Origin of the sequence: Haliscomenobacter sp. (genome assembly GCF_965225875.1) — a bacterium.
Taxonomy (GTDB): domain Bacteria; phylum Bacteroidota; class Bacteroidia; order Chitinophagales; family Saprospiraceae; genus Haliscomenobacter.
In genome coordinates this window covers 228,028-250,046 of the sequence record NZ_CBDDBS010000002.1, presented here as the reverse complement: position 1 = coordinate 250,046, position 22,019 = coordinate 228,028, and the positions used below count along the sequence as shown (strand labels likewise).

At 48.5% G+C, this 22,019-nt stretch carries 21 protein-coding genes; 12 read left to right on the top strand and 9 right to left on the bottom strand.

Annotated features, from left to right (window positions below):
* Positions 1-18 precede the first annotated feature (18 nt).
* Entirely contained in the window at positions 19-1,233 is a 1,215-nt protein-coding gene (locus ACO08K_RS04110; protein WP_421795128.1) for an ROK family protein, read from the bottom strand.
* Between the two features lie 337 nt (positions 1,234-1,570).
* Between ACO08K_RS04110 and ACO08K_RS04105 the strand changes: the two genes are divergently transcribed.
* The 9 genes from ACO08K_RS04105 (at position 1,571) to ACO08K_RS04065 (ending at position 10,259) form a co-directional block, all read left to right on the top strand.
* A complete protein-coding gene (locus tag ACO08K_RS04105) occupies positions 1,571-2,020 on the top strand; it encodes a hypothetical protein (protein ID WP_421795127.1) in 450 nt (149 codons plus the stop codon).
* A gap of 14 nt (positions 2,021-2,034) precedes the next feature.
* Complete coding sequence (locus ACO08K_RS04100) at positions 2,035-2,904, top strand: FAD binding domain-containing protein (RefSeq protein ID WP_421795126.1); 870 nt, start codon at positions 2,035-2,037, stop codon at positions 2,902-2,904.
* Positions 2,905-2,929: 25 nt separating this feature from the next.
* A complete protein-coding gene (locus ACO08K_RS04095) occupies positions 2,930-3,424 on the top strand; it encodes a (2Fe-2S)-binding protein (RefSeq protein ID WP_421795125.1) in 495 nt (164 codons plus the stop codon).
* A gap of 39 nt (positions 3,425-3,463) precedes the next feature.
* Positions 3,464-5,833: an aerobic carbon-monoxide dehydrogenase large subunit gene (locus ACO08K_RS04090; RefSeq protein WP_421795124.1), complete on the top strand. Its 2,370-nt coding sequence runs from the start codon at positions 3,464-3,466 to the stop codon at positions 5,831-5,833.
* A 135-nt stretch (positions 5,834-5,968) separates the two neighbouring features.
* Positions 5,969-6,850, top strand: coding sequence for an AAA family ATPase (locus ACO08K_RS04085; protein WP_421795123.1), 882 nt, complete (start codon positions 5,969-5,971; stop codon positions 6,848-6,850).
* A gap of 6 nt (positions 6,851-6,856) precedes the next feature.
* The gene (locus ACO08K_RS04080; RefSeq protein WP_421795122.1) at positions 6,857-7,987 is read left to right on the top strand and encodes a vWA domain-containing protein; all 1,131 of its coding nucleotides are present in this window, start codon (positions 6,857-6,859) and stop codon (positions 7,985-7,987) included.
* 10 nt (positions 7,988-7,997) lie between these two features.
* A complete protein-coding gene (locus ACO08K_RS04075; RefSeq protein ID WP_421795121.1) occupies positions 7,998-8,999 on the top strand; it encodes an XdhC family protein in 1,002 nt (333 codons plus the stop codon).
* Positions 9,000-9,118: 119 nt separating this feature from the next.
* A complete protein-coding gene (locus ACO08K_RS04070; RefSeq protein WP_421795120.1) occupies positions 9,119-9,559 on the top strand; it encodes a CoxG family protein in 441 nt (146 codons plus the stop codon).
* A 274-nt stretch (positions 9,560-9,833) separates the two neighbouring features.
* The gene (locus tag ACO08K_RS04065; RefSeq protein ID WP_421795119.1) at positions 9,834-10,259 is read left to right on the top strand and encodes a hypothetical protein; all 426 of its coding nucleotides are present in this window, start codon (positions 9,834-9,836) and stop codon (positions 10,257-10,259) included.
* Here the strand turns inward: ACO08K_RS04065 and ACO08K_RS04060 are convergent, their stop codons facing one another.
* From ACO08K_RS04060 to queA, 5 genes are all read right to left on the bottom strand, one after another.
* A complete protein-coding gene (locus tag ACO08K_RS04060; RefSeq protein WP_421795118.1) occupies positions 10,260-10,931 on the bottom strand; it encodes a hypothetical protein in 672 nt (223 codons plus the stop codon).
* A gap of 33 nt (positions 10,932-10,964) precedes the next feature.
* A complete protein-coding gene (gene cmk / locus ACO08K_RS04055) occupies positions 10,965-11,636 on the bottom strand; it encodes a (d)CMP kinase (RefSeq protein WP_421795117.1) in 672 nt (223 codons plus the stop codon).
* A 93-nt stretch (positions 11,637-11,729) separates the two neighbouring features.
* Entirely contained in the window at positions 11,730-11,954 is a 225-nt protein-coding gene (locus ACO08K_RS04050; RefSeq protein ID WP_373549181.1) for a DUF2795 domain-containing protein, read from the bottom strand.
* 92 nt (positions 11,955-12,046) lie between these two features.
* Positions 12,047-13,219, bottom strand: a complete 1,173-nt coding sequence (locus ACO08K_RS04045; protein ID WP_421795116.1) for a hypothetical protein — start codon at positions 13,217-13,219, stop codon at positions 12,047-12,049.
* 75 nt (positions 13,220-13,294) lie between these two features.
* Positions 13,295-14,359 (bottom strand): tRNA preQ1(34) S-adenosylmethionine ribosyltransferase-isomerase QueA, encoded by a 1,065-nt coding sequence (gene queA, locus ACO08K_RS04040; protein ID WP_421795115.1) that lies wholly within the window; start codon positions 14,357-14,359, stop codon positions 13,295-13,297.
* 217 nt (positions 14,360-14,576) lie between these two features.
* Between queA and ACO08K_RS04035 the strand changes: the two genes are divergently transcribed.
* Together ACO08K_RS04035 and ACO08K_RS04030 are read left to right on the top strand one after the other, a co-directional pair.
* Positions 14,577-15,833: an ABC transporter permease gene (locus ACO08K_RS04035; RefSeq protein WP_421795114.1), complete on the top strand. Its 1,257-nt coding sequence runs from the start codon at positions 14,577-14,579 to the stop codon at positions 15,831-15,833.
* Between the two features lie 208 nt (positions 15,834-16,041).
* Positions 16,042-17,412 carry a DEAD/DEAH box helicase gene (locus ACO08K_RS04030; RefSeq protein ID WP_421795113.1) on the top strand — a complete coding sequence of 457 codons (1,371 nt, stop codon included), beginning with the start codon at positions 16,042-16,044 and terminating at the stop codon, positions 17,410-17,412.
* 139 nt (positions 17,413-17,551) lie between these two features.
* On the opposite strand, the gene ACO08K_RS04025 is transcribed toward ACO08K_RS04030, so the two are convergent.
* Positions 17,552-18,367 (bottom strand): NlpC/P60 family protein, encoded by an 816-nt coding sequence (locus ACO08K_RS04025; RefSeq protein WP_421798285.1) that lies wholly within the window; start codon positions 18,365-18,367, stop codon positions 17,552-17,554.
* Positions 18,368-18,696: 329 nt separating this feature from the next.
* Here ACO08K_RS04025 and ACO08K_RS04020 point away from each other — a divergent pair, with 329 nt between their 5' ends.
* A complete protein-coding gene (locus tag ACO08K_RS04020; RefSeq protein ID WP_421795112.1) occupies positions 18,697-19,746 on the top strand; it encodes a PorP/SprF family type IX secretion system membrane protein in 1,050 nt (349 codons plus the stop codon).
* Positions 19,747-19,798: 52 nt separating this feature from the next.
* Here ACO08K_RS04020 and ACO08K_RS04015 read toward each other — a convergent pair whose 3' ends face one another.
* Positions 19,799-21,091, bottom strand: coding sequence for an ATP-dependent DNA helicase (locus ACO08K_RS04015; RefSeq protein WP_421795111.1), 1,293 nt, complete (start codon positions 21,089-21,091; stop codon positions 19,799-19,801).
* Complete coding sequence (locus tag ACO08K_RS04010; RefSeq protein ID WP_421795110.1) at positions 21,091-22,008, bottom strand: DUF72 domain-containing protein; 918 nt, start codon at positions 22,006-22,008, stop codon at positions 21,091-21,093. The genes ACO08K_RS04015 and ACO08K_RS04010 overlap by 1 nt, the downstream gene beginning before the upstream one ends.
* Positions 22,009-22,019 lie beyond the last annotated feature (11 nt).

The window sequence follows — 22,019 nt, the reverse complement described above, 5'->3', positions numbered from 1 at the left end:
ACAAATTTCTTACTGCCCTTACAAGACTTGCTCGTAATTGGGGATGTCTATTTTTGTGGGTTTCAATCGCTCAATGTTTTCCATGACGAGTGCTGCAGCGCCGATCATTTCGGCTTGATGACCCAGTTCGGATACTTTGATGTCGGTATTGTGAACGAGCCGGGGAATGCAGTATTCCGTCAATGCCTGTTGAATCGGTGCTTTCCAGATTCTTCCAGCCATAGCCCCGCGGCCACTCAAAACGATCAGTTTGGGATTGAGCAAATGAATCAATATGGCCACGCCTCTTCCTACGAACAATCCAATATCTGAAAGTAGTTCTATCGCAAATTGATCACCTTCCAGGGCCGCCCGTATGATCATCTTGTTCGCCTCTTCCGGTATGTCAAAAGGCACATTTTGCAGGCAGGATATCCGACCAGCTTTTAAACCCTTTCTAGCGTTTTCGACGAGTACCAAAAGAGAGGTTTCCGTTTCAAGGCAGCCTTGTTTGCCGCAGCTACAGAGTTTGTTGTTGTTGAACAGTGGGATGTGGCTGAATTCACCGGCAAAACCAATTTCACCCCGGTAAAGTGCCCCATCCAGAATCATTCCCAGGCCTACGCCCCAACCCATATTGATTACCATGACGTTTTTTTCAGCAATGGCTGCGCCAAACCTCAGTTCTGCCAGAGCGATCAAACTGGAATCATTGTCAATAAAAACCGGAAGCTCTAAGGCTTTGGAAATGAAATGAGTAATGCTCCGGTTTGTCTTTAAAAAGGAGTAGTTGATCCCCTTTTGAGCATCTATAAATCCCGGCATAGCAATGCCTATACCAATGATTTTTTCCTTTGAAACCAGGCTGTTTTGAACAAATGCGTCAATAGCCTGGGTCAAAATAGTTAAGGCTTCGTCGTTTCCCTTCAAAGGCAGATCTACCTTCATCATCTCGCCAACGAACTCGTTGTGCATATTCAACAAGGCGATGCGGGTGATGAGCTGATCCATAGACACTGCAACGATATAGTTGACATCTTCCCGAATCGAATACATCACGGGTCTTCTTCCGCCGGTAGAAGCCGCCAGGCCACTCTCTACTATTTTGTCTTCTTCAATTAACTCATTGACTAACTTAGTGATCAAGGGTAAACTCTTGTCCATCTTGTCGCATAAATCGGCGCAAGACAACATTCGAGAGAAATAAAGCTCTCTGATTAAACCACGTTTGTTTTTGTCTTTTTTAACTGACATATCGAGAATAGGTGACAAAGAATCAAAAGAAGTTTAACAAATCTAGATAGTTTTTTAATTTTTTTATAAAAGCTCGAAAAGTTTTTTTAATTTTTTTAATAATAAGCCATGCAATGGTGATAAAAAACATTATTTGGCTAAGCCATAGTGTCGCGAAACGTAATGGGGTAACGGCACCTTCCGTAATATTCTGTGAAAACACCCCAAAGCCTATTTAATTTTATTCCAGCCTGTCAGGAGTAATTTATTTTTCACATTCTTACTTTTTTTCAAAACATTCATCCGGTTTTTTAGTTACATTTAACACAATTGTGAACCACAACCTAATATCAGAACCATGACGCCACCACTGACCAACAAGGTGCAGTCTTGTGGGTGCAAGCGGCAGGAAAAACAGCGCAAACGGCAACGCATGTCTTTCCTGCTGACGCTCCTTGTGGCTATTCTTCCCAAGTGCCCATTCTGTGCCTTTGGCTATTCCAGTGTAGTGGTGATGTGTAGTGGTGCCAAAATTCACAATTACCAGGCCAACGTACTGGGCTTCCTTTCAATTCCACTGGCTTTCGCCGTTTTAATCTCACTGTGCTGGAACTACCGGGGTAAAAGAACCGGGCTAGCGGTGGGTATTGCCACTTTAGGGATCATTCCCCTGGTGTATGCCCAACTCATTTCCGGCAACCCATTGCAATATTTCCTGGGAACAGGCTTGATCCTTTTGGCGGTCTTGCTCAATGGTCGTTGGTACCATCGGTTCTTCAAATCGCAAACAAATACGATAACCTTATAAACTTATAGACCTACATGATTCCGCAAGCATTTCATTACGAAGCGCCCGCAAACCTGGAAGGAGCCATCGCTTTGCTGCAAAAGTATGGTTCCGATGCCAAGATCATGTCTGGAGGGCACAGTCTCATCCCTATGATGAAACTGCGCCTGGCCACTCCAGAACATGTGATTGACATCAGTGGCATCCAGGGCCTGGAGTACATCCGGGAGGAGGGCGGCTACCTTAAAATTGGAGCGCTCACCAAAGAGGTGGCGCTCGAAGAATCTAGTTTGATTCACCAAAAGTACCCCCTCATCGCCGATGCGACCAAAATGATCGCCGACCCTTCGGTACGCAATCTGGCCACCGTAGGGGGTAACCTCGCCCACGGCGATGCCGCCAACGACCATCCAGCGGTAATGCTCGCACTGCGTGCCAGTGTAGTAGCCGCTGGCCCCAATGGTGATCGCGAAATCCCCATCGACGACTTTTTCCTGGGCTTCTTTACCACTGCCCTCGAAGCAGATGAAATCCTGACCGAAATCCGCATTCCAATTCCTCCAGCCCGTAGTGGTGGGGCCTATTTAAAAATGGAGCGCAAAGTGGGCGATTATGCCACCGCCGCCACCGCAGTTCAACTCAGCCTGGATGCAGACGGCAAATGTGCCCAGATCGGTATCGGCCTTACCAATGTCAGTGCGGCTCCTATGCGTGCTACTCGCTCCGAGGACTTGTTGCGCGGCCAGGTGCTTACCGAGGATTTGATCCAACAAGCAGCCAAGATGGCGGCACAGGATTGTGATCCTAACCCGGATTTGCGCGGGTCAATCGCCTACAAGCGCTCGATTGTCAAAACTTTTACGGCAAGGGCCATTCACAAAGCCCTCGAACGCGCGGGAGCCTAGTTTTTCATCCTTAACTTTTATTCTAATGGCAAATATTACTGTTCATATCAATGGTGTAGCGCATACGGTGGATGTGGAGCCACGCCTATTGCTGGTGCACCTCATTCGCGAAAACCTCAACCTGACTGGTACCCACGTTGGTTGTGATACTTCCAGCTGTGGAGCCTGCACGGTGCTCATGGATGGGCGTTCGGTTAAGTCTTGTACGGTTTATGCAGTGCAAGCCAATGGCAAGGAAATCAAAACCATCGAAGGCCTGGCTCAAGGTGGCCTCCATCCTTTGCAAGAGGGATTTAAAGAAGAACATGGTCTACAGTGCGGTTTTTGTACCCCTGGCATGATCATGCGCTGTGTTGATTTGCTGGAACGCAACCCGAATCCAACGGAAGAAGAAATCCGCTGGGGTATTTCTGGAAACTTGTGCCGCTGTACGGGGTACAACAACATTGTGAAGGCTGTACAATATGCTGCTCAAAAAATGCAAGGAGCCGAGGCTCCTGCCGCTGAAACTGTGGCTTAAGAAGCTTTTTGAGTTTTTAATCTTTTAAATTGACAATTCATGTTTTGCAATACATCCAAAGAAATCGGCGGCATGGGCCACGGCCTTAAACGTAAGGAGGATGCCCGTTTCCTACAGGGCAAAGGCCATTACGTGGACGACGTCAAGCTGCCCGGCATGTTGTACATGGACATTGTACGCAGCCCTTATGCCTACGCCAAAATCCTCAACATCGATGCGACCAAAGCCCTGGAAATTCCGGGCGTGTTGGCCGTCATTACCGGGCGTGACCTCGAGAAATACAACCTACACTGGATGCCCACCCTCATGTCGGATACTCAAATGGTGTTGCCTACTGACACCGTAATGTATTACGCCCAGGAGGTTTGTGCAGTCATCGCCACCGAGCGCTACATTGCAGCCGATGGGGTAGCGGCCGTGGAAGTGGAATACGAGCCCATGAAACCCATCATGGACCCGCACAAAGCCCTTGATCCCGGGATGCCCATTCTGCGCCCCGACAAAGGCAAAACCGACAACCACATCTGGCACTGGGAAGCTGGCGACCGCGAGGCGACCGACAAACTTTTTGCCAACGCAGACGTGGTGGTAAAGGAACAGGTGTACATCCCGCGCATCCACGTAGCCTCCATTGAGACCTGTGGTTGTGTAGCTGATTTTGATCCCGTTGAGGCCCATCTTACAATGTACATGACCACACAGGCACCGCACGCCATCCGTACGGTGATTGCCCTGGTGGCTGGCCACGTTGGACTTTCGGAAGAAAAAGTTCGGGTCATCGCTTCCGATATTGGAGGTGGTTTTGGTGGCAAAGTGCCAGTTTACCCAGGCTACGTGATCGCAATCGCTGCCTCTGTGTTGATCGGTAAACCCGTGAAGTGGATCGAAGACCGCATGGAAAACCTGCAAGCCGATTCCTTTGCCCGTGATTACGACATGACCTGCGAATTGGCGGCTACCAAGGACGGAAAAATTCAGGGTTTGCGCATCAAAACCCTGGCCGACCATGGCTATACCGACGCTGCTGCCAATCCCTCCAAATACCCGGCGGGAATGTTTTCCATCTGTACGGGGTCCTATGATTATGGCGTCGCCTTTACGGAGATGGATGCGGTATACACCAACAAACCACCCGGCGGCGTGGCCTACCGTTGCTCTTTCCGCGTAACTGAAGCCGTTCACGCCATTGAACGCATGGTAGATCGCCTGGCCTTGGAAATAGGCAAAGATTCTGCCCAATTGCGCATGGAAAACTTCATCAAAAAGGAGCAATTCCCTTACCACTCTCCATTGGGTTGGGAATACGACAGCGGTGATTATGGACCTGCCCTTCAAATGGCAATGGATATCGTGGGTTACGATGAGCTGCGCAAAGAACAAGCTGAAAAGCGCAAACGCGGCGAATTGATGGGCATTGGCATCTGTAGCTTTACCGAAGTGGTGGGGGCAGGGCCGTCCAAAGACTTCGATATTCTGGGCATCAAAATGTTTGACTCGGCCGAGATTCGGGTCCACCCAACTGGCAAGGCCATTGCCCGATTTGGTACCAAATCCCAAGGTCAGGGTCACGAAACGACCTACGCCCAAATCATCGCTCAGGAACTGGGTATTCCCGCTGAGCACATTCATATCGAAGAAGGAGATACGGATACCGCACCTTACGGCCTGGGTACTTACGCCAGCCGTAGTACACCTACTGCTGGTGCCGCCGCCGCGGTAGCTGCCCGTAAACTGAGGGACAAGGCGCGCAAAATTGCTGCCTATCTGCTCGAAGTGAGTGAAGAAGACCTGGAATGGGAAGTAGGCAAATTTTATGTAAAAGGAGCGCCTGAAAAGTCAAAAACCATTCAGGAACTCGTGTTTGCCGCCTACACCAACCACCCTCAAGGCATGGAGGCGGGCTTTGAAGCGACCCATTACTACGATCCGCCCAACCTGACCTTCCCATTCGGTTCGTACATCTGCGTGGTAGACATCGACCCGGAAACAGGTAGCATCAAAATCCGCCGCTTTGTGGCCATCGACGATTGTGGCAACATCATCAATCCAATGATTGTGCAAGGCCAGATTCATGGTGGTTTAACCCAGGGCCTGGCACCTGCCATGTTCGAGGAGTTGATCTACGATGAAGACGGCAATATGCTCAACGGTTCTTTCATGGATTACCTGGTTCCTACGGCGGTTGAGTCGCCCAGTTGGGAAACTGGTCACACCATTACGCCTTGCCCCCACCACCCAATTGGGGCCAAAGGGGTAGGGGAGTCGCCAACGGTTGGTGCGCCACCCGCTATTGCGAATGCCATCATCGACGCCTTGTCACACCTTGGAGTTACCCACATCGATATTCCAATTACGCCCCAAAAGGTGTGGAATATTTTGGTGGAAAAAGGAGTGATTGAAGCAGTGTAAATTGAAGTTGAGAGGTTGAGGAGTTTAGAAGTTGAGGCTACCGCAGGAGACTTGGACAAGGATATGTCAAAATCGCTTGCGGTAGCCTCAACTTCTCAACTTCTCAACTTCTCAACTATCCCTCAACCATTCCGAATGCATTCACCGATCCAAGACATCTCCTCCCTCATGGCTGGTTTCGACCGCCTGGGTTACGTCATTGAAGAAGAACTGGCTACTGTAGTTTATTTGTCGCTGAAATTGGGCAAACCCATCCTGGTGGAAGGCAATCCGGGGATTGGCAAAACCGAACTGGCCAACATGCTGGCGCGTTTGCTGGATACCCAATTGATTCGTTTGCAGTGCTACGAAGGTTTGGACATCAACTCGGCAGTGTACGAATGGAATTACCAAAAACAACTCCTGGGTATCAAAATCCAGGAACACAGCACGCTCAACGAAGCCGAAAAGGAAAAAAACATCTTCAGTGAGGATTATCTCCTGAAGCGGCCACTGTTGCAATCCATTTCGGCCAAGGACAAATCCCCCGTTTTGCTCATTGACGAAATTGACCGTACCGATGAGGAGTTTGAGGCGTTTTTGCTGGAGTTGTTGTCGGAGTTTCAAATCACCATTCCGGAATTGGGCACCATCAAGGCGCAGCACATTCCCTACGTCATCCTTACTTCCAATCGGACCCGTGAATTGAGCGATGCCCTCAAACGGCGCTGCTTGTACCACTGGGTGGATTATCCTTCGATGGAAAAAGAATTGGCCATTGTGTACAAACGTTTTCCAGAGATTGAGCAAAGGCTGGCGACCCAATTGGTGCATTTCATCCAAGCCTTGCGCCAAAAGAAATTGCAAAAAACACCGGGTGTTTCCGAAACCCTCGATTGGGCGCTGAGCCTGATGACCCTGGGGTATCAAACCCTGGATGTTCAGGCGGTAGCGCGTACTTATGGATGTATTTTGAAATCGACGGAGGACATTAAGATGTTGCAGGAAGAAGGGGTTGAATCTTTACTAATGGCTTAATGATTGATGAACCAAGCAACATTTACCCGATCCATCATTGGCTTTGCCCAATTTGCCCGCAGCCGAGGGCTCAACGTGGGCGTAGAGGAAACCTTCTCCGCCTTGCGCGCGATGGAACTGGGTTTGTTTGAGGAAAAAGCTACCTTTTACTACGCACTCAAGGCCCTGTTTTGTTGCAACAAAGACCAATTGGCCCTGTTTGACAAGCTTTTTGGCATCTATTGGGAAACCAAAAACGACGACCCGAAACGCCAACAGTCCCGGCAAAAAATTACCAACCCCCAACATTTGCCCAAACAGCCCAGCGTGCTGAGCGTGTGGGGTTTTGGGGATGGAGATAAAAACCAGGAAGAGGACAGCAAAACGGTAACCGGAGGCAATGCCACCGCGCGGCTGCGCAAAACCGACTTTTCAAAAGTAGCAGAAATGGACGCCAGTATTTTGGAAGAAATTGCTGAAAAACTGTGGCGCGAAATGAGCAAACGCCTCAAGCGGCGGATGAAAAGGCGGTACACCCGTGAAACCATCGACCTGCGACGGACCATACGAGCCAGTTTGCCCCACGGCGGTGAAGCCATTGAGTTGCGCTACCGGGGCAAAAAGCCGCGCAAGATGCGTTTGATCATTTTGCTCGACGTCAGTGGCTCGATGGACAAGTACAGCTTTTTCCTGCTGCGTTTTGTTTGGGCGTTGCAATCATATTTTGAACAAGTGGAATCCTTCGTGTTCAGTACCCACTTAAGGCGCATCACGGAGGTTTTGAAAACCAATGGTTTGGAAAAAACGTTGTTCCAATTGAGTACTCAGGCCGACAACTGGTCGAGTGGCACCAAAATAGGGGAATGCCTCCGCGATTTCAACGAGCGTTTTGCACCCCAGATTTTGACCCGTTCCTCTATGGTCATTGTGCTAAGTGATGGGCTTGATACGGGTGAAAAAGGAACGTTGGAATCCGAAATCCAAAAAATTCGCCGCAAAACCCGGCGTTTGATTTGGCTAAACCCCCTCAAAGGTACCCGCGATTACGAACCCAGCGCCCGCGGCATGAGCGAAGCGCTGCCGTACATCGATCATTTTCATGCTGCCCATAATCTGGAGAGTATGTTGGAATTAGAGGACTTGTTGTGCAGCATTTAACTTTAAAAAAATGAACAACGAAATTTACGAAATGGCTTCCGACCTCATCACGCAAGGTGAACCCTTCGCGACGGTGACGGTGGTGCGCAACGAAGCGCCCAGTTCCGGCAAAACTGGCGACAAAGCCCTCGTCAATAAAACTGGAGTATTGAAAGGTTGGGTAGGCGGCGGCTGTGTGTATTCCATTGTGCTCAAGGAAGTCACCGAAGCCCTGGACGATGGCAAACCCCGCCTCGTGCGGGTGAGTCCCTCGCCCCAGACTGACCCGCCCCGGGGCGTCAAAGAATACAAAATGACCTGCTACAGCGGCGGTGAGGTGGACTTGTACATCGAACCTGTGATGCCCAAGCCGCACCTGGTCATCATCGGTAAATCCATCATTGGCCGCGCCCTGATGAAGGCCGCCAAAGGCATCGACTTCCGCCTCACCGTGATCAATGAAGAAGCCAATGCTGAAGTGTTCCCCGAAGCGGATCATCACCAAAGCAACTTTGACCTCGGGGGTATTCCTTTCAATAAACACACCTTCATCGTGGTGGCAACTCAGGGCGACAACGATGAACGGGGCCTAAAAACCGCACTGAGGGTCAAATGCCGCTATGTGGGCTTCATCTCCAGTCGTAAAAAGCGTGACGCAGTTTTTGCCAACCTGCTAAACATGGGCATTGCGCAGGAGCAATTGGATGAGGTACATGCGCCAGCTGGAACCGACATCAATGCCAAAACCCCACAAGAGGTGGCCATCAGCATTTTGGCGGAAATTATTCAGGAATACCGCACCAAAGAGGTATCTTTCGAATATTTTTCGGCTCCTTTTACTGAGGCTAAAACTGAAGCAATAGAGGACCCGCAAAGGCCCCAAATCGTCACGAACCCCGTTTGTGGAATGCCCATTTCCCTGGGCATGGCCAAATACATTGTGGAACAAAACGGTACACCGATTTATTTTTGCTGCGATGGCTGCAAGATTAAATTTGATGCGGAACCGGAAAAATATTCAATGAAAGGTTGAGAAGTTGAGGGGTTTAGAAGTTGAGGCTGCCGCGAGTGGTCACTGAGCGGAGTCGAAGTGTCGCTCGTGGTAGCCTCAACTTCTAAACTCCTCAACCCCTCAACTCCAAAACTTAACTTATGACGCTCAGCGGAACCTACACCGTAAACGCTCCTGCCCAAACCATTTGGGACATGATGATGGATCCAGAAATCCTGGCGCGCATTACCCCCGCCATCACCAAACTGGAAAAAATCGATGACGAAAACTTCAAAGCCATAGCCGAAGTTAAAATCGGCCCGGTTGGCGGCTCTTTTTCGGGCAACCTCAAAATGGTGGACAAAGTGCAACCCGAATCCTTCAAACTGATCATTCAGCAAAACAGTAAAATCGGCAACGCCGCCGCGGAAGTCAACATGAACATGAAAGCCCTTTCCGATACCCAAACGGAAGTGAGCTTCACCGGAGATGTAAAACTCTCTGGCATGCTCGCCACCATGGGCGGGCGGGTGATTACCCCGGTAGCGAACATGTTGTCGAAGCAGTTTTTTGAAGCGCTGGAGAAGGAGGTGAATGGGTAAGGAGAAATCCTGATCATTATTGTAAAAACAATGGAGCGATTGAGTGCTGTGGTGTATTCAGTCGCTCCATTGTTTTACGGGAATCTTGAAGGGTATGGAGGCTCTAAAACCTGCGATCGTTGAACCTACCTTTTGTCTAAAGTGTGAACAATGCCCCTCCTTACATTTCATTTGGTTTTTCCACCAATTATCCAGTTCTTTGCACGAATGAACCTTTTTGATTCAGTCTTGTTTGCTGAAAGGTTCTAACAACATCAAGAGGGAATCCTAGGATATGAGCTTAGCAAAAAAAGTAAACCTGATCATTTATCGGTTCCGCGAGCGCGGCCTGGAAATATTTTTGGTGAATGCCCCTGATTCTGAAGAATGGGCCATTCCTCAAAATCAAACTGAGGCCGAGGCTCCCAATTCCCTCATCAGCGATGCCGATCGTTTCATCGAATTGGACCCAATCCACTCAGAAAACGGCGCCAAAGAAGAAGCCTACGCCGTAGAAGGGGAGTGGCATGACATCCCTTCGCTCAAATCCATGCTCTACGAAGATGCGGTTCAGCTCAAGGACAAGTTCCAAAACGAGATGAACCAGGGCACTTTTGTGGCCTTCAAAGAAGCCTTTAAAAAAGTAATGCCTCACCAATATGCCTTTCTCAAGGAGCTGAAAGACATTTTGACGGATCGGAATTCGGTAAAGGATTTGTAATCAGTTCCTTGCTTCAAAAGCCATACTCCGGCACCAGGCCAGGTAATCTTTCATGTACAAACAAGATTGATTGATTTTATACTCCAATTGTTTGCTCATCACCTTGGGCAAATTGCTATCCATTATTTTTTTTCCCAATTCTTCTCTCAGGTAAGTAATGCTGCTGATGTGTTGAGCGATTGCTGAATCACACTGAGCGGGAACAGGTTCGGTTAATTTCTGCCTGGCCTGTTGGTAATAGTTGGCGGCTTGATCCAGCTGTAATTGTAATTTTTCCAATTGGCTCATTTCAAAAGGTCGGTCAGGCGAGAACTGTTCCTGCAAACGCAAGCCCAGATTGTATACACAAGGGTCTTTTTGTTGGCTGAGTAGGTGATCTTGGGCGGTCTGCAAACGATTACTAAGCGCGGACACTTTATTTTTGACAGCAGGATCCAATGGCTGCTTTGTCCAATCTTGCGCCTTTGTCAATGCTGTGGCTAAAAAATCCAGTCGACTTTCAAGTGCGGTGGGATCCAGCATTTCGGCCCATTCCGGTTGTTCTTTTTCCAATTTGGCCCAATGCCGTTCAGTCTTGTGGAGCCATTTTAAGGCACTGCCATCAGGGGAGCAGGCGATCAGAATGAGCAGGCAAAGCCCACTAAGGATTAGAGGTGTGTTGGAGGATCTCATATGTCTCTTTAATAGACCGTTGGAATAGAAAATCTAGTGCATTTCCATGCGATGCCGGGCCAATAGGGCACAAATGGCTAGTTGTTCTTCGGGAGTTAAGTTGCTGTTGTCGATCACAATAGCCTCTGGTGAGCGCATCAGAGGGCTGTCAGAACGGGTAGAATCGATGTAATCGCGCTCGTAAAGGTTGTGCAGGATGTCTTCGTAATCTACGATATGCCCTTGCTCAAACAGTTGCAATTGCCTTCGTTCCACTCGCCGTTGAACGGTGGCAGTCAGGAAAATTTTGAGGGCAGCGTGAGGAAATACGACCGTACCAATGTCCCGACCATCCATCACTACGCCGTGGTTTTTGGCTAGTTCGCGTTGGCGTTGAACCATTTTGCGTCGGACCTCTGGGATGGTTGCTACCGGGCTTACTTTAGCGGCTACGTCCATCTCCCGAATGCGATCTTCCACATCGCGCCCGTTGAGTATGGTACGATTGCCGGTTTCAACCAAGGAAAAACTCACCTCAACCTGACCCAGGTGTTGCTGAATCATTGTATGGTCGTATAGATCGACCTGGTTTTCTAAAAAAAAGAGAGTAACGGCCCGGTACATGGCACCGGAATCGATATAAATGTAGCCCAACTCGCGGGCAAGGGCACGAGCCAAGGTGCTTTTTCCGCAGGAGGAATGACCGTCGATAGCTATTTGAAACATGTCAACACTCAACTTTTCAAGGCAAAACACAAAAAAGCCCCGCTGTTGGGCGGGGCCTCTATGTCGTGGTTGATGCGGGAGAACCCGAATCAATCAATACTCATCATCATTGAAGAGGAAGTCATCCTTTTTGGGATAATCGGGCCAAATGTCCTCAATGCTTTCGTACAGTTCATCCCCATCGTCCTCCATTACTTGCAAGTTCTCAATGACCTCCAATGGAGCGCCAGAGCGAATCGCATAGTCAATCAACTCATCGCGAGTAGCCGGATATGGTGCGTCTTCAAGGTGAGACGCAAGGTCTAACGTCCAGTACATATTGATTTCAAAATTTAAATGAATGCCATATTAAAGCAAATAATCCCAGAATTGCGGTAAAGTTGGGCAAAAGAACTAAAAATTTTGCAGGATTAATTGAATTGCCCCAAAATTTCGTATTCTTGGCCGATAAATTCTTCCGGCAGGCGTCCAATTTCTGCAGAATTGGCGGGTCCCGTCGGGTCACAAAAGTAATATTTTCGTCCCTGATATTCAATAGCATCCCCATCAAATTCGGGGATTGAGACCGCAATGGTCAAATGATCAGGAAATCCAATAATCAACATAGGCCAACCCAGCAGTTCTTTCACCAGGGCGTAGTACAGTGCCGAGCGGTCTTCACAATCGGAAAAAGGATAATGGAACAATTCGTCAGGAACCATTGGTTTACTCCGACCAAAATATTCCTTGTCCTCTTTATACTTGAAACAAGAACGGGTAAACACCGTCAGTAGTTCCAATGCTTCCATCCCACTTTTTCCCTTAATCAGTTGGGTCAGTTGAGGCAGCAAACTGCTACGCAAAACTTCCGACATGGGGGCCTTGAGGTATTCTCGCTCGTCAATCAGGGGGTGGCGTTCCAACATGCGCACCAAATTGCGATCGAAATTGACTTCCAGGCTGTAATTTTGCCCTTTGTAGGTAAATCCCAGCGACTTTTTTTCCACTTGAGGCTTTAGTCCCGGAAGTACACCTAAACCAAAGACAAAAGATTTTCCATTTGGTTTCGCGGCGAAGTCAAGCAAAAAAACGCCTTCTTCATCCGCTTTGGTATTGCTTGCACTCAAATTGACAAAAGTACGCCCCCGATCTTCAATCAAGGGTGCTTCGTATATCTCATTGGTGGTATACACACATACAAAGACGCGCTGCTCCCGAAAAGTCACACGGGTATCAAAACCACTTTCAGACATACAAAACCATAACAACAAATTCTTTTCGGCATTGGAACGCCCATTGAAGATTTGTTCCGTTGCGCTGCGTAGCATTTCGTAATACAACCAATCGTTGAGCGCAAGTGTATTCCGTTGATTTTTTAACTCATTCAACAGCAATTGATGTGCAGTGCGTTGCAGTAAGGTATAATAACTTTTGATGTTTTTTCCCTCGATGACCGGCTTGGGTACTTGAAGCAGGTCGGTATTGTAGCTGAGGCGAACTTTTTCACTATAAAAATTGAACTCTACGGTGCGAACCTCTGCCATAATGAAGGAATGGCTAAACAACAGGGCAAGAAGGGAGTATAGGTATAGGATAGGGCGCACAGTTCATGGGTTTTATAGATGGGGCAGATTATAGGGTTCGGATTGCACAAAATTTGCTCCGAACCCTACATACCCTTATAAAATCATCATAGAATCTCCATAACTAAAGAAGCGGTACTCTTCTTTTACTGCTTCCTCATAAGCCTGCATCACCAGTTCGTAGCCGCCAAAAGCACAAATCATAATCAACAAACTTGATTTGGGCAAATGGAAGTTGGTAATCATCGAATCCGCAATGCTAAAATCGTAAGGCGGATAGATGAATTTATTGGTCCAACCTTCGGCTGGTTTGAGCAAACCTTCAGCAGATACCGCCGATTCAATGGCCCGCATGGAAGTGGTACCTACTGCACAGATGTGGTGATTGCCTTCCTTGGCTTTGTTGACCAAATCAACCGAAGCAGCCGGAATGCGGAAATACTCAGCATCCATTTTGTGTTTGGAAAGGTCTTCCACATCAATGCTGCGGAAAGTACCCAAACCAACGTGCAAAGTCAATTCAGCAAAATCAACCCCTTTGATTTCCAGGCGTTTCATCAACTCCCGGCTAAAGTGCAAACCCGCAGTAGGCGCTGCTACCGCGCCAATTTCTTTGGCGTAAACGGTTTGGTACCGATCGCGGTCGATGTCTTCAGCAGGTCGAACGATGTATTTGGGCAAAGGCGTATTGCCCAGGGTAGCGAGTTCTTTTTGGAATTCGTCATCGGTACCCTCGTATAAAAAGCGGATGGTACGACCCCGTGAGGTGGTATTGTCCACTACTTCGGCAACCAGAATGTCGTTGTCATTGTCGTCGCTGAAATACAACTTGTTGCCTACCCGAATTTTACGGGCTGGGTCAACTAGTACGTCCCAAAGACGGGATTCGTTGTTGAGTTCACGAAGCAGAAACACTTCAATTTTGGCACCCGTTTTTTCTTTGCGCCCATACAAACGAGCAGGAAAAACCTTGGTGTTGTTGAAGACCATTACATCGCCCTCGTCAAAATAGGTCAGGATGTCTTTAAAAACCTTGTGCTCAATGGTACCAGTTTTCCGGTTGATGACCATCATGCGGGCCTCATGGCGGTTATCGGCGGGGTATTGTGCAATCAGTTTTTTGGGTAGTTCGTAAGTGAATTGAGAAAGTTTGGTCCTCATCTCTACAGTTTGGTTTTCCTTTTAGTGGTCAAAGATAAAAAGCACAAAGATAGTAACTTTGTTCGGAATAAATCAGTTTGAAAAAAAATTTACTTTATTCAAATTGAGTCAAAACGCCATACATGAAACGTTCAACCGGAAAAAATAGTTGTTGATCGATTGAAAATGGTGCATTGAAGGGCATTGACTATGTTTGTACAAATAATAAGCGCGGATTATGGGCATCGTTTTACGAATCATTTACGAGAGTGTGGTACAAGCTTTGGGGCAACTCAACGCCAATCGCCTGCGTAGTTTTTTGTCCTTGCTGGGGATTACCATCGGTATCTTCTGCATCATTGGTGTTTTTTCAGCAGTCGATTCGCTGGAAGACAATGTGCGGGGCAGTTTGTCCAAATTGGGCGACGATGTCATCTACATCCAAAAAATATCCTGGTCTGAAAATCCTGACAACTGGTTCAAATACCTCCGTCGCCCCAATGTCAATTATCAAGACTATGAGGTGGTCAAAGAAAAGGTTCGCTCGGCCCAATTGAGTACTTTTTATGTAGGCATCGGACGACGTACGGTCAAGTACCTGAAATCGAGCGCCGATCGTGCGTACATGCTGGGCGTAACCACGGAGTTTTCGGACATGTTCAAACTAAATTATGAACAAGGGCGCTTTTTTTCGCCAAACGAATACCACTATGGTGCCAACAAATGTGTTTTGGGGTTCAAAGTGGCCGAAGCCGTTTTTGGCAGTCTTGACCCCATTGGTAAATCCGTAAAAATAAATGGGCGGAAGTACGAGGTAATCGGCGTCATTGAAAAATCGGGTGAGAGCATCATCAACGTGATGAACTTCGATGAAGTGATTCTCGTCTCTTATGAATTGGCCCGTAAAATCGCCAACCTTAAGTCGAACAATTTATTTGGCGATGCGACTCTATGCATCAAAGCGGCAGAGGGTGTTTCGCTTGAACAAATGAAAGACGAGGTTACCGGAAAATTGCGCTCCCACCGCCGCTTGAAGCCCAAACAAGACGATAACTTTTCCATGAACCAATTGTCCATCATCTCCAACTTCCTGAGCGGCTTTTTTAACGTACTCAATATTCTGGGGATTTTTATTGGCGGTTTTGCCATCTTGGTGGGCATGTTTAGTGTGGCTAATATCATGTTCGTTTCCGTCAAAGAGCGCACCCGCCTGATTGGCATCAAAAAAGCCCTGGGCGCCAAACGCTACATCATCCTGCTCGAGTTTTTGATCGAGTCGGTCATCTTGTGTATCCTGGGTGGGATTGCTGGCTTGCTGTTGGTCATGGTAGCCATGTATGGTTTGTCTCAAATCTCAGACTCCTTCAAGTTGTTTCTTTCGGTAAATAACGCTGCTTTGGGAATAATCCTTTCCACGGTCATCGGGGTATTGGCGGGGATGATCCCGGCTATGCAGGCTTCGAGGATGGATCCGGTGGAGGCGATGAGAAAATAGGTTTAGAAAAAGTTGAGGAAGGTTGAGAAGGTTTAGGCTGCCGCAGCGATTTTGACAATGACCTTGTCTAAGCCGCTGCGGCAGCCTTAACCTCCCTCAACCTTCCCCAACCTCCTCAACCCCCAAAAAAGAATTTGTGTTCCTAATCTAAAAAAACTGCATCTTTGCATTGAATTTTGATTTCTATTGTCAAGTAAACAGATTAACGTTGAATTTCACTGATTTTGGCCTACATCCCGACTTGTTAGATGGCATCGATGCGATGAACTATAAGACGGCCACCCCAATCCAAGAAAAAGCAATTCCTGTCATCCTGGAGGGTAAAGACCTCATAGGAATAGCCCAGACGGGCACTGGCAAAACTGCCGCTTTCATCCTTCCTGTAATTAACGAGATCATCGAATCCGGAGTAGCCAACAGCACTCAGGCGCTCGTTATCGTGCCTACCCGTGAATTGGCGGTACAAATTGATCAGGTGATCGAGGCGTACTCGTACTTTACTGGTGTGTCCTCCATTGCCATTTATGGTGGTGGCGACGGCAAAGAATTTGCACAGGAAAAAAACGCCTTTGTCAGCGGTGTCGACATTGTGATCGCTACCCCTGGTCGTTTGATTTCCCATCTCAACATGGGGTATGTCAACTTTTCCAAACTGCGTTTCCTGATCCTCGACGAAGCTGACCGCATGCTGGACATGGGTTTCCAACCCGACCTGATGCGCATCATTGCTAAAATACCAGCCAAACGCCAGAATTTGTTGTTTTCAGCCACCATGCCCGATGGCGTGATGAAACTGGCGCGGACCTTGATGAATAGCCAACCGATCACGATCAGCATTGCCCTGTCCAAACCCGCCGAGGGAGTTACCCAACGAGCTTATGTGGTGTACGAAGAGCAAAAACTGGCCCTCGTCACCGACTTGCTCAAAGACCGCAGAGGCCAACGGATTGTGGTGTTCTGCTCTTCTAAAGCTTCGGTGAGTTCCCTGTATAGCAAGCTGCAGCGCAAAAACCTCTCCGTAGGTCAAATGAGCAGCGACGTGGAACAGGACCAGCGCGAAGAAACCATGTTGGCGTTCAAAAACAGCAAAATTGACATCATCGTTGCTACCGACGTAATCAGCCGAGGCATCGACGTGGACGGCATCGATCTGGTGGTCAACTACGATGTGCCCCGCGACCCTGAGGATTACGTACACCGCGTAGGTCGTACGGCTCGTGCCGAGCGCAAAGGTGAAGCCATCACCCTGGTATCCCCGATGGACCAGCACCGCTTCCGTCGGATTGAAAAACTGATCGATAAAGACATTGAAAAACTGACTCCCCCCAAAAGCCTGGGCGAGGGGCCAGAATATTCACCGAATGCACGCCGGGGCAAAAGCACCGGGCCTCATTCTCATCGCCCCGCTGGTGGTCATGGTCAACATGGTCGGAAAAATCCGGCAGCACCGGGGAATAGAGAAGGTGGAAATAGCGGTGGCGGTGGCCAACGCAAGAAAAAGCCAGGAGGAAATAACCGCTGGGGTAAGCCGAAACCGACAGGGGAACGGACTGAGCCAGGGAGAGATGGGGTGCAGTAGAAGAAATTACTGACCTCATTTAAATACTTAGCCCATTGAAAAGGTATTCTCAATGGGCTATTCTATTTATAAATTAAAAGGATTGGCTGACATTATCCTTTTTTACACAAATAGTGGATTTCACTACATTAAGCAAGACTCAAAACAACTCCGCCTGCACCCCGCTACTTTCCACTTCCGGCATTTCACCAGTACTAGCCTTCGGCAAAATTGTTGGCAAAATTCGCTTGATCAACCGAAGCCGTTTGCTGTAAACCTGACGGGTCTCATCATAAATGCCGTAATGGTCGATCTTGTCGATCCTTACCCCACCAAAGCAGTGAATAATCTTGCCTTCGGGCATGAGGATACCCACGTGGCTGATGCGGCCCTGGCTGTTTTCAAAAAAGGCCAGATCACCGGCTTGGGCGTTTTCGATGAAGTCGATGTTGTCGCCGATTTCGATTTGTTCGGCAGCTTCACGAGGTACTTTGTAGCCAGCCATTTGAAAAACCATTTGCACCAGGGCGGGGCTATCCATACCAAAAGGTGAACGGCCACCCCAAAGGAAAGGGGTATTCAGGTAACGTTTGGCCAATTTGATGATAAAATCGGCGCTGGGTTGGAAATCTCCGGGAGCTACTGCCTGGCCGCTGAAGGTATAAAACACTTCCCCCAGGCGGAAGCGGATGCCGTCAAACTCGGGCAAACGCGCGCCCATGGTGATGGGAATAAAATGATCGGCCCCCATGACAGGCTGTACCAGTTCAAGGCTATAGGAAAAATGGGAGTTGAACCGTTCAAATTCGGAGGGCGTAATGGCTTTGAGCTGATTGCTTTCTACCCAACCGATAAAATTGTCGCAGGAGGCGCGCACTTTACACCATTGTTTGCCTTTTTCTTCCATGACCTCTACCGTTTCCCCAAACAACAATTGGGAAATCATCTCACTGCGTTGAGAGGGGGAATGTCGCACTGGCACAACGCTTAGTGGACAAATGGCTAGATGAAGGTGGCGTTTGCTTTCCAAAGGCAATGAATATTCGTGGTCGTAGAACCAAAAATAATAAAAATTGCTGAATACCGTTGTGAATGGGTAAAGTAAAAACATAAACTAGCCCTGAATCAGAAAAAGCCGGGTTGATTCGGTACTTTTGTATGACGCAAAAAATTACTTCCCGATTTTTTTGAGGCTTTTGAATAGGAAGCTCACTTGAAATGAAGCGTTCGACTTCCTATTCAAAACCCAAATCGGGAAGTTAATTTTTCTGCGTTATGTTGCATCCAATTTCAAAGAATACTCCTATGCGAAAACAATACGCGATACTAGTTTTGACTCTATTGATGATTATCACCAAACTAGCGGGTCAAGACTCCCATTTTTCCCAGTTTTATGCTTCCCCATTGTACCTCAACCCCGGCCTGACGGGAGCTTTTGATGGCAAATACCGGATTTCCACCATATACCGCGACCAGGGTCGCAACTTGCTGGACGAACCCTACACCACCTTTTCGGCAGCAGCAGATTTCCGTTTCGATGTAGGTACCAAAGGTAAAGATGCAGTGGGCTTGGGCATGATCTTTTTAAATGACCGCAGCGCCTCGGTCAATTTTTACACCAATACCATTGGCGTTTCGGGCGCTTACCATAAAGCGCTTAACCGCTACGGGGATCAATACCTTTCGTTGGGAGTACAATTTGGTATTGGGCAACGCAACATCAACTACGAAAACCTGAGTTTTGAGGACCAGTTCAACGGCCAGGATGGGTACACCGATCCTACCGCTGAAGTCTACCCCTTCAACAATTTTGGCTACGGCGATATCGCAGTTGGACTCAACTATACCTACGCTCCAGGCGACAAACTGGCCGTTTTTGCCGGAGCAGCCATGCACCACGTGCTGGAGCCCCAGGTGAGTTTTTATGCAAAAGAAGAGGTAGAGGAACGCCGCAACGACAATCAGTTGTTTCGCAAGTATTCGGCATACATCAACCTGCAATACCCCATCAACAACCGGGTGCAGTTTTCCCCCCGCATTTTGGGTTACATTCAAGGGCCACACCTGACGGTTAATGCGGGTGGGAACTTCCGTTTTTTGTTGGATGACATAGAAGGAACGGCTTTACATGTGGGTGGTTGGGTGCGCCCGGTGCGCAATTTTACCAATAGATTTGTACCGGATGCCGTGATCCTGATGACTGGTATTGAATACAATAATTTCCTGATCGGAGTCAGTTATGATGCGCGTTTGGGCAATCTGGCTAGTTCGGGTCGTCGTTTGGGGGCATTGGAAATCTCCCTGGCCTTTTTGGGGAATTATGACAATGAGACGGTGCTGTGCCCGAAATTTTAGGAGTGGGTTAGGATTTTGCGGGTATTTTTGTCCCACTGCATAGTGCCCATCATCACCTTCCCTGCATAATTTGATAAAATTCCACAATCCGTAGATCCGTTAACATGTCCTGTGGCCGGATGCGCTGCCGCAATACAATGCCTTCTAAGGTGCGGCAACGGCTGAGTGCTACATACGTTTGCCCATGTTCAAATGCACCAGTCCCCAGGTCAATGATGACTCGATCAAAGGTTTTGCCCTGTGCTTTGTGGATGGTTACCGCCCAGGCCAGGCGCAAGGGGAACTGAGTGAAAGTTCCAATCACTTCGGACAGGATTTCATCGGGATTAGCCGGATCACTTTTGTAGCGAATGATTTCCCAGGTCACGGGCGTCACTTCAATTTCCTTCCACTCCAGGCCATTTTCTTCAATCAAAATCTTTAGCGATTCCTGTTCCAGGGCTACAACTTTACCGATGGTGCCATTCACATAGCGGCGCTCTGGGTCATTTTTCAACAGCATGACCTGGGCACCCAATTTCAAACAGAGTGCAGCATCAGCGGGGTATTGGGTTGGGTTGAATTCTCCAGTGACCGAAGCCAGATACTTGCGCTCCGGCTCATCAATTTTGCTGAGTTCACTTTGGTTGATGCGATCAGCGGTGGCGTTGCGGGCACAAAGGGTGATGTAGAGTTCTTCGGACTCAAAATTGGGCTCATACCGCTCATTCAATTCATCCAGGTCATCCTGGTCGGCGTGATTGAGGCGAATGGCGTCGAGCAGGCGCAAAAAATGCCGGTTGTCCTGGCGGTATACTTTGCGCAATTCCAACATTTCTAGTTCAAATCCTTGTCGAAACAGCTGGGCGGAAAAGAAAAATGGGGACTCATAGGTGCTGCTGAAAACCTCCAGTTCAAAGTCGGTAGAAACCACCGGGGGCAACTGGAACATGTCGCCAAAAAAGACGACTTGCACCCCACCAAAAGGTAAAGGACTATCCCGATTGAGGCGCAGGAAAAAGTCAATATTGTCCAACATATCGGCCCGGACCATCGAAATTTCATCGATGACCAGGACATCCATATTCCGGTAAAGCCGTCGGTCTTTCCGTTTGCTGATTTCGCGGGGGGAAATAAAACGCGGAGGGAAGCCAAAAAAGGAATGAATGGTTTGCCCCCGTACATTGAGGGCAGCGACTCCGGTGGGGGCCAGGACTACCACTTTTTTACGGGTGGTATTGAGGTACAATTGCAGCAGAGTAGATTTACCCGTGCCTGCCCGGCCGGTGATGAACAGGTTTTTGCCCTCTTTTTCGATCAGATCGAGCGCAATTTTGAAGTCGCTATTCAGTTCCAGTGCTTTCATCAAAACAGGCTCATTTGACCGGCTGCATCGGTGGTGATTTTTTCCGGTCCTCGGGCCACAATTTCAGTAAAGGGCAACAGGGATTGATGCAAATAAGCGGCCAATTCGGGGGCCAACAAGTTATCGGGTTCATGGGTGAAAAAATACACCTCCTGCAAACCCGCCTCATGCCAGCCGCGCAAACGAGGAATCCAGTCCTGAATGCGGCTGTAATCGCTCGGATGCAGGGCATTCCCCACAAAACGGATCATTGCCACCGCTGAAGTTAGGTGCATATGCAACACATCACGCCGTCCGGCTACATCGGTGAGCACGGTGCCGATACCCGCCTTGGTCAGCATGCCTAATGCTTTCTCCCGCTCACCGGCAGGGCCTTCAAACCAGGATTCGTGGCGCATTTCCACATTCAGCGGGAGTTCTTTGGGCCAACGTTCTACAAAGCGCTCCAGAATTCCCGCTTGTTGTAGGCCAAAATGGGGTGGTAGTTGTAAAAAGCAGGCCCCCAGTTTTTCCTCCAACTGAGCCGTGACTTCACAAAAATTGAGGAAAAGCGGATTGCTGATGCCCAAATCCCGGCTGTGGCTCAGGATCTGGGGGATTTTTGGGCAAAAACGAAAGTCAGCTGGTGTATCTTTTTTCCAGTTCTGGATTTGTTCCGGGCTGGGGATGCGGTAATGGGTGGTATTCAGCTCAATGGTATTGAATTGTTTGCCGTAGGCGCGCAAAAAGCCTTCCGGTTTGGTACCCGCCGGGTAATAGGAGCCCACCCATTCTTTCATCGACCAACCCGTGCAGCCAATGTAGAAGTGGAATTTTTCAGACTTGTTGTACTTTCGCAGCGTTTCAGCAGTGCCAGAGGCATCCTCTGGCAAACTAAAATCGACTTTGCTGATGTCGGGGAGTTTCCCAAATTCCATAGCTGGGTAAA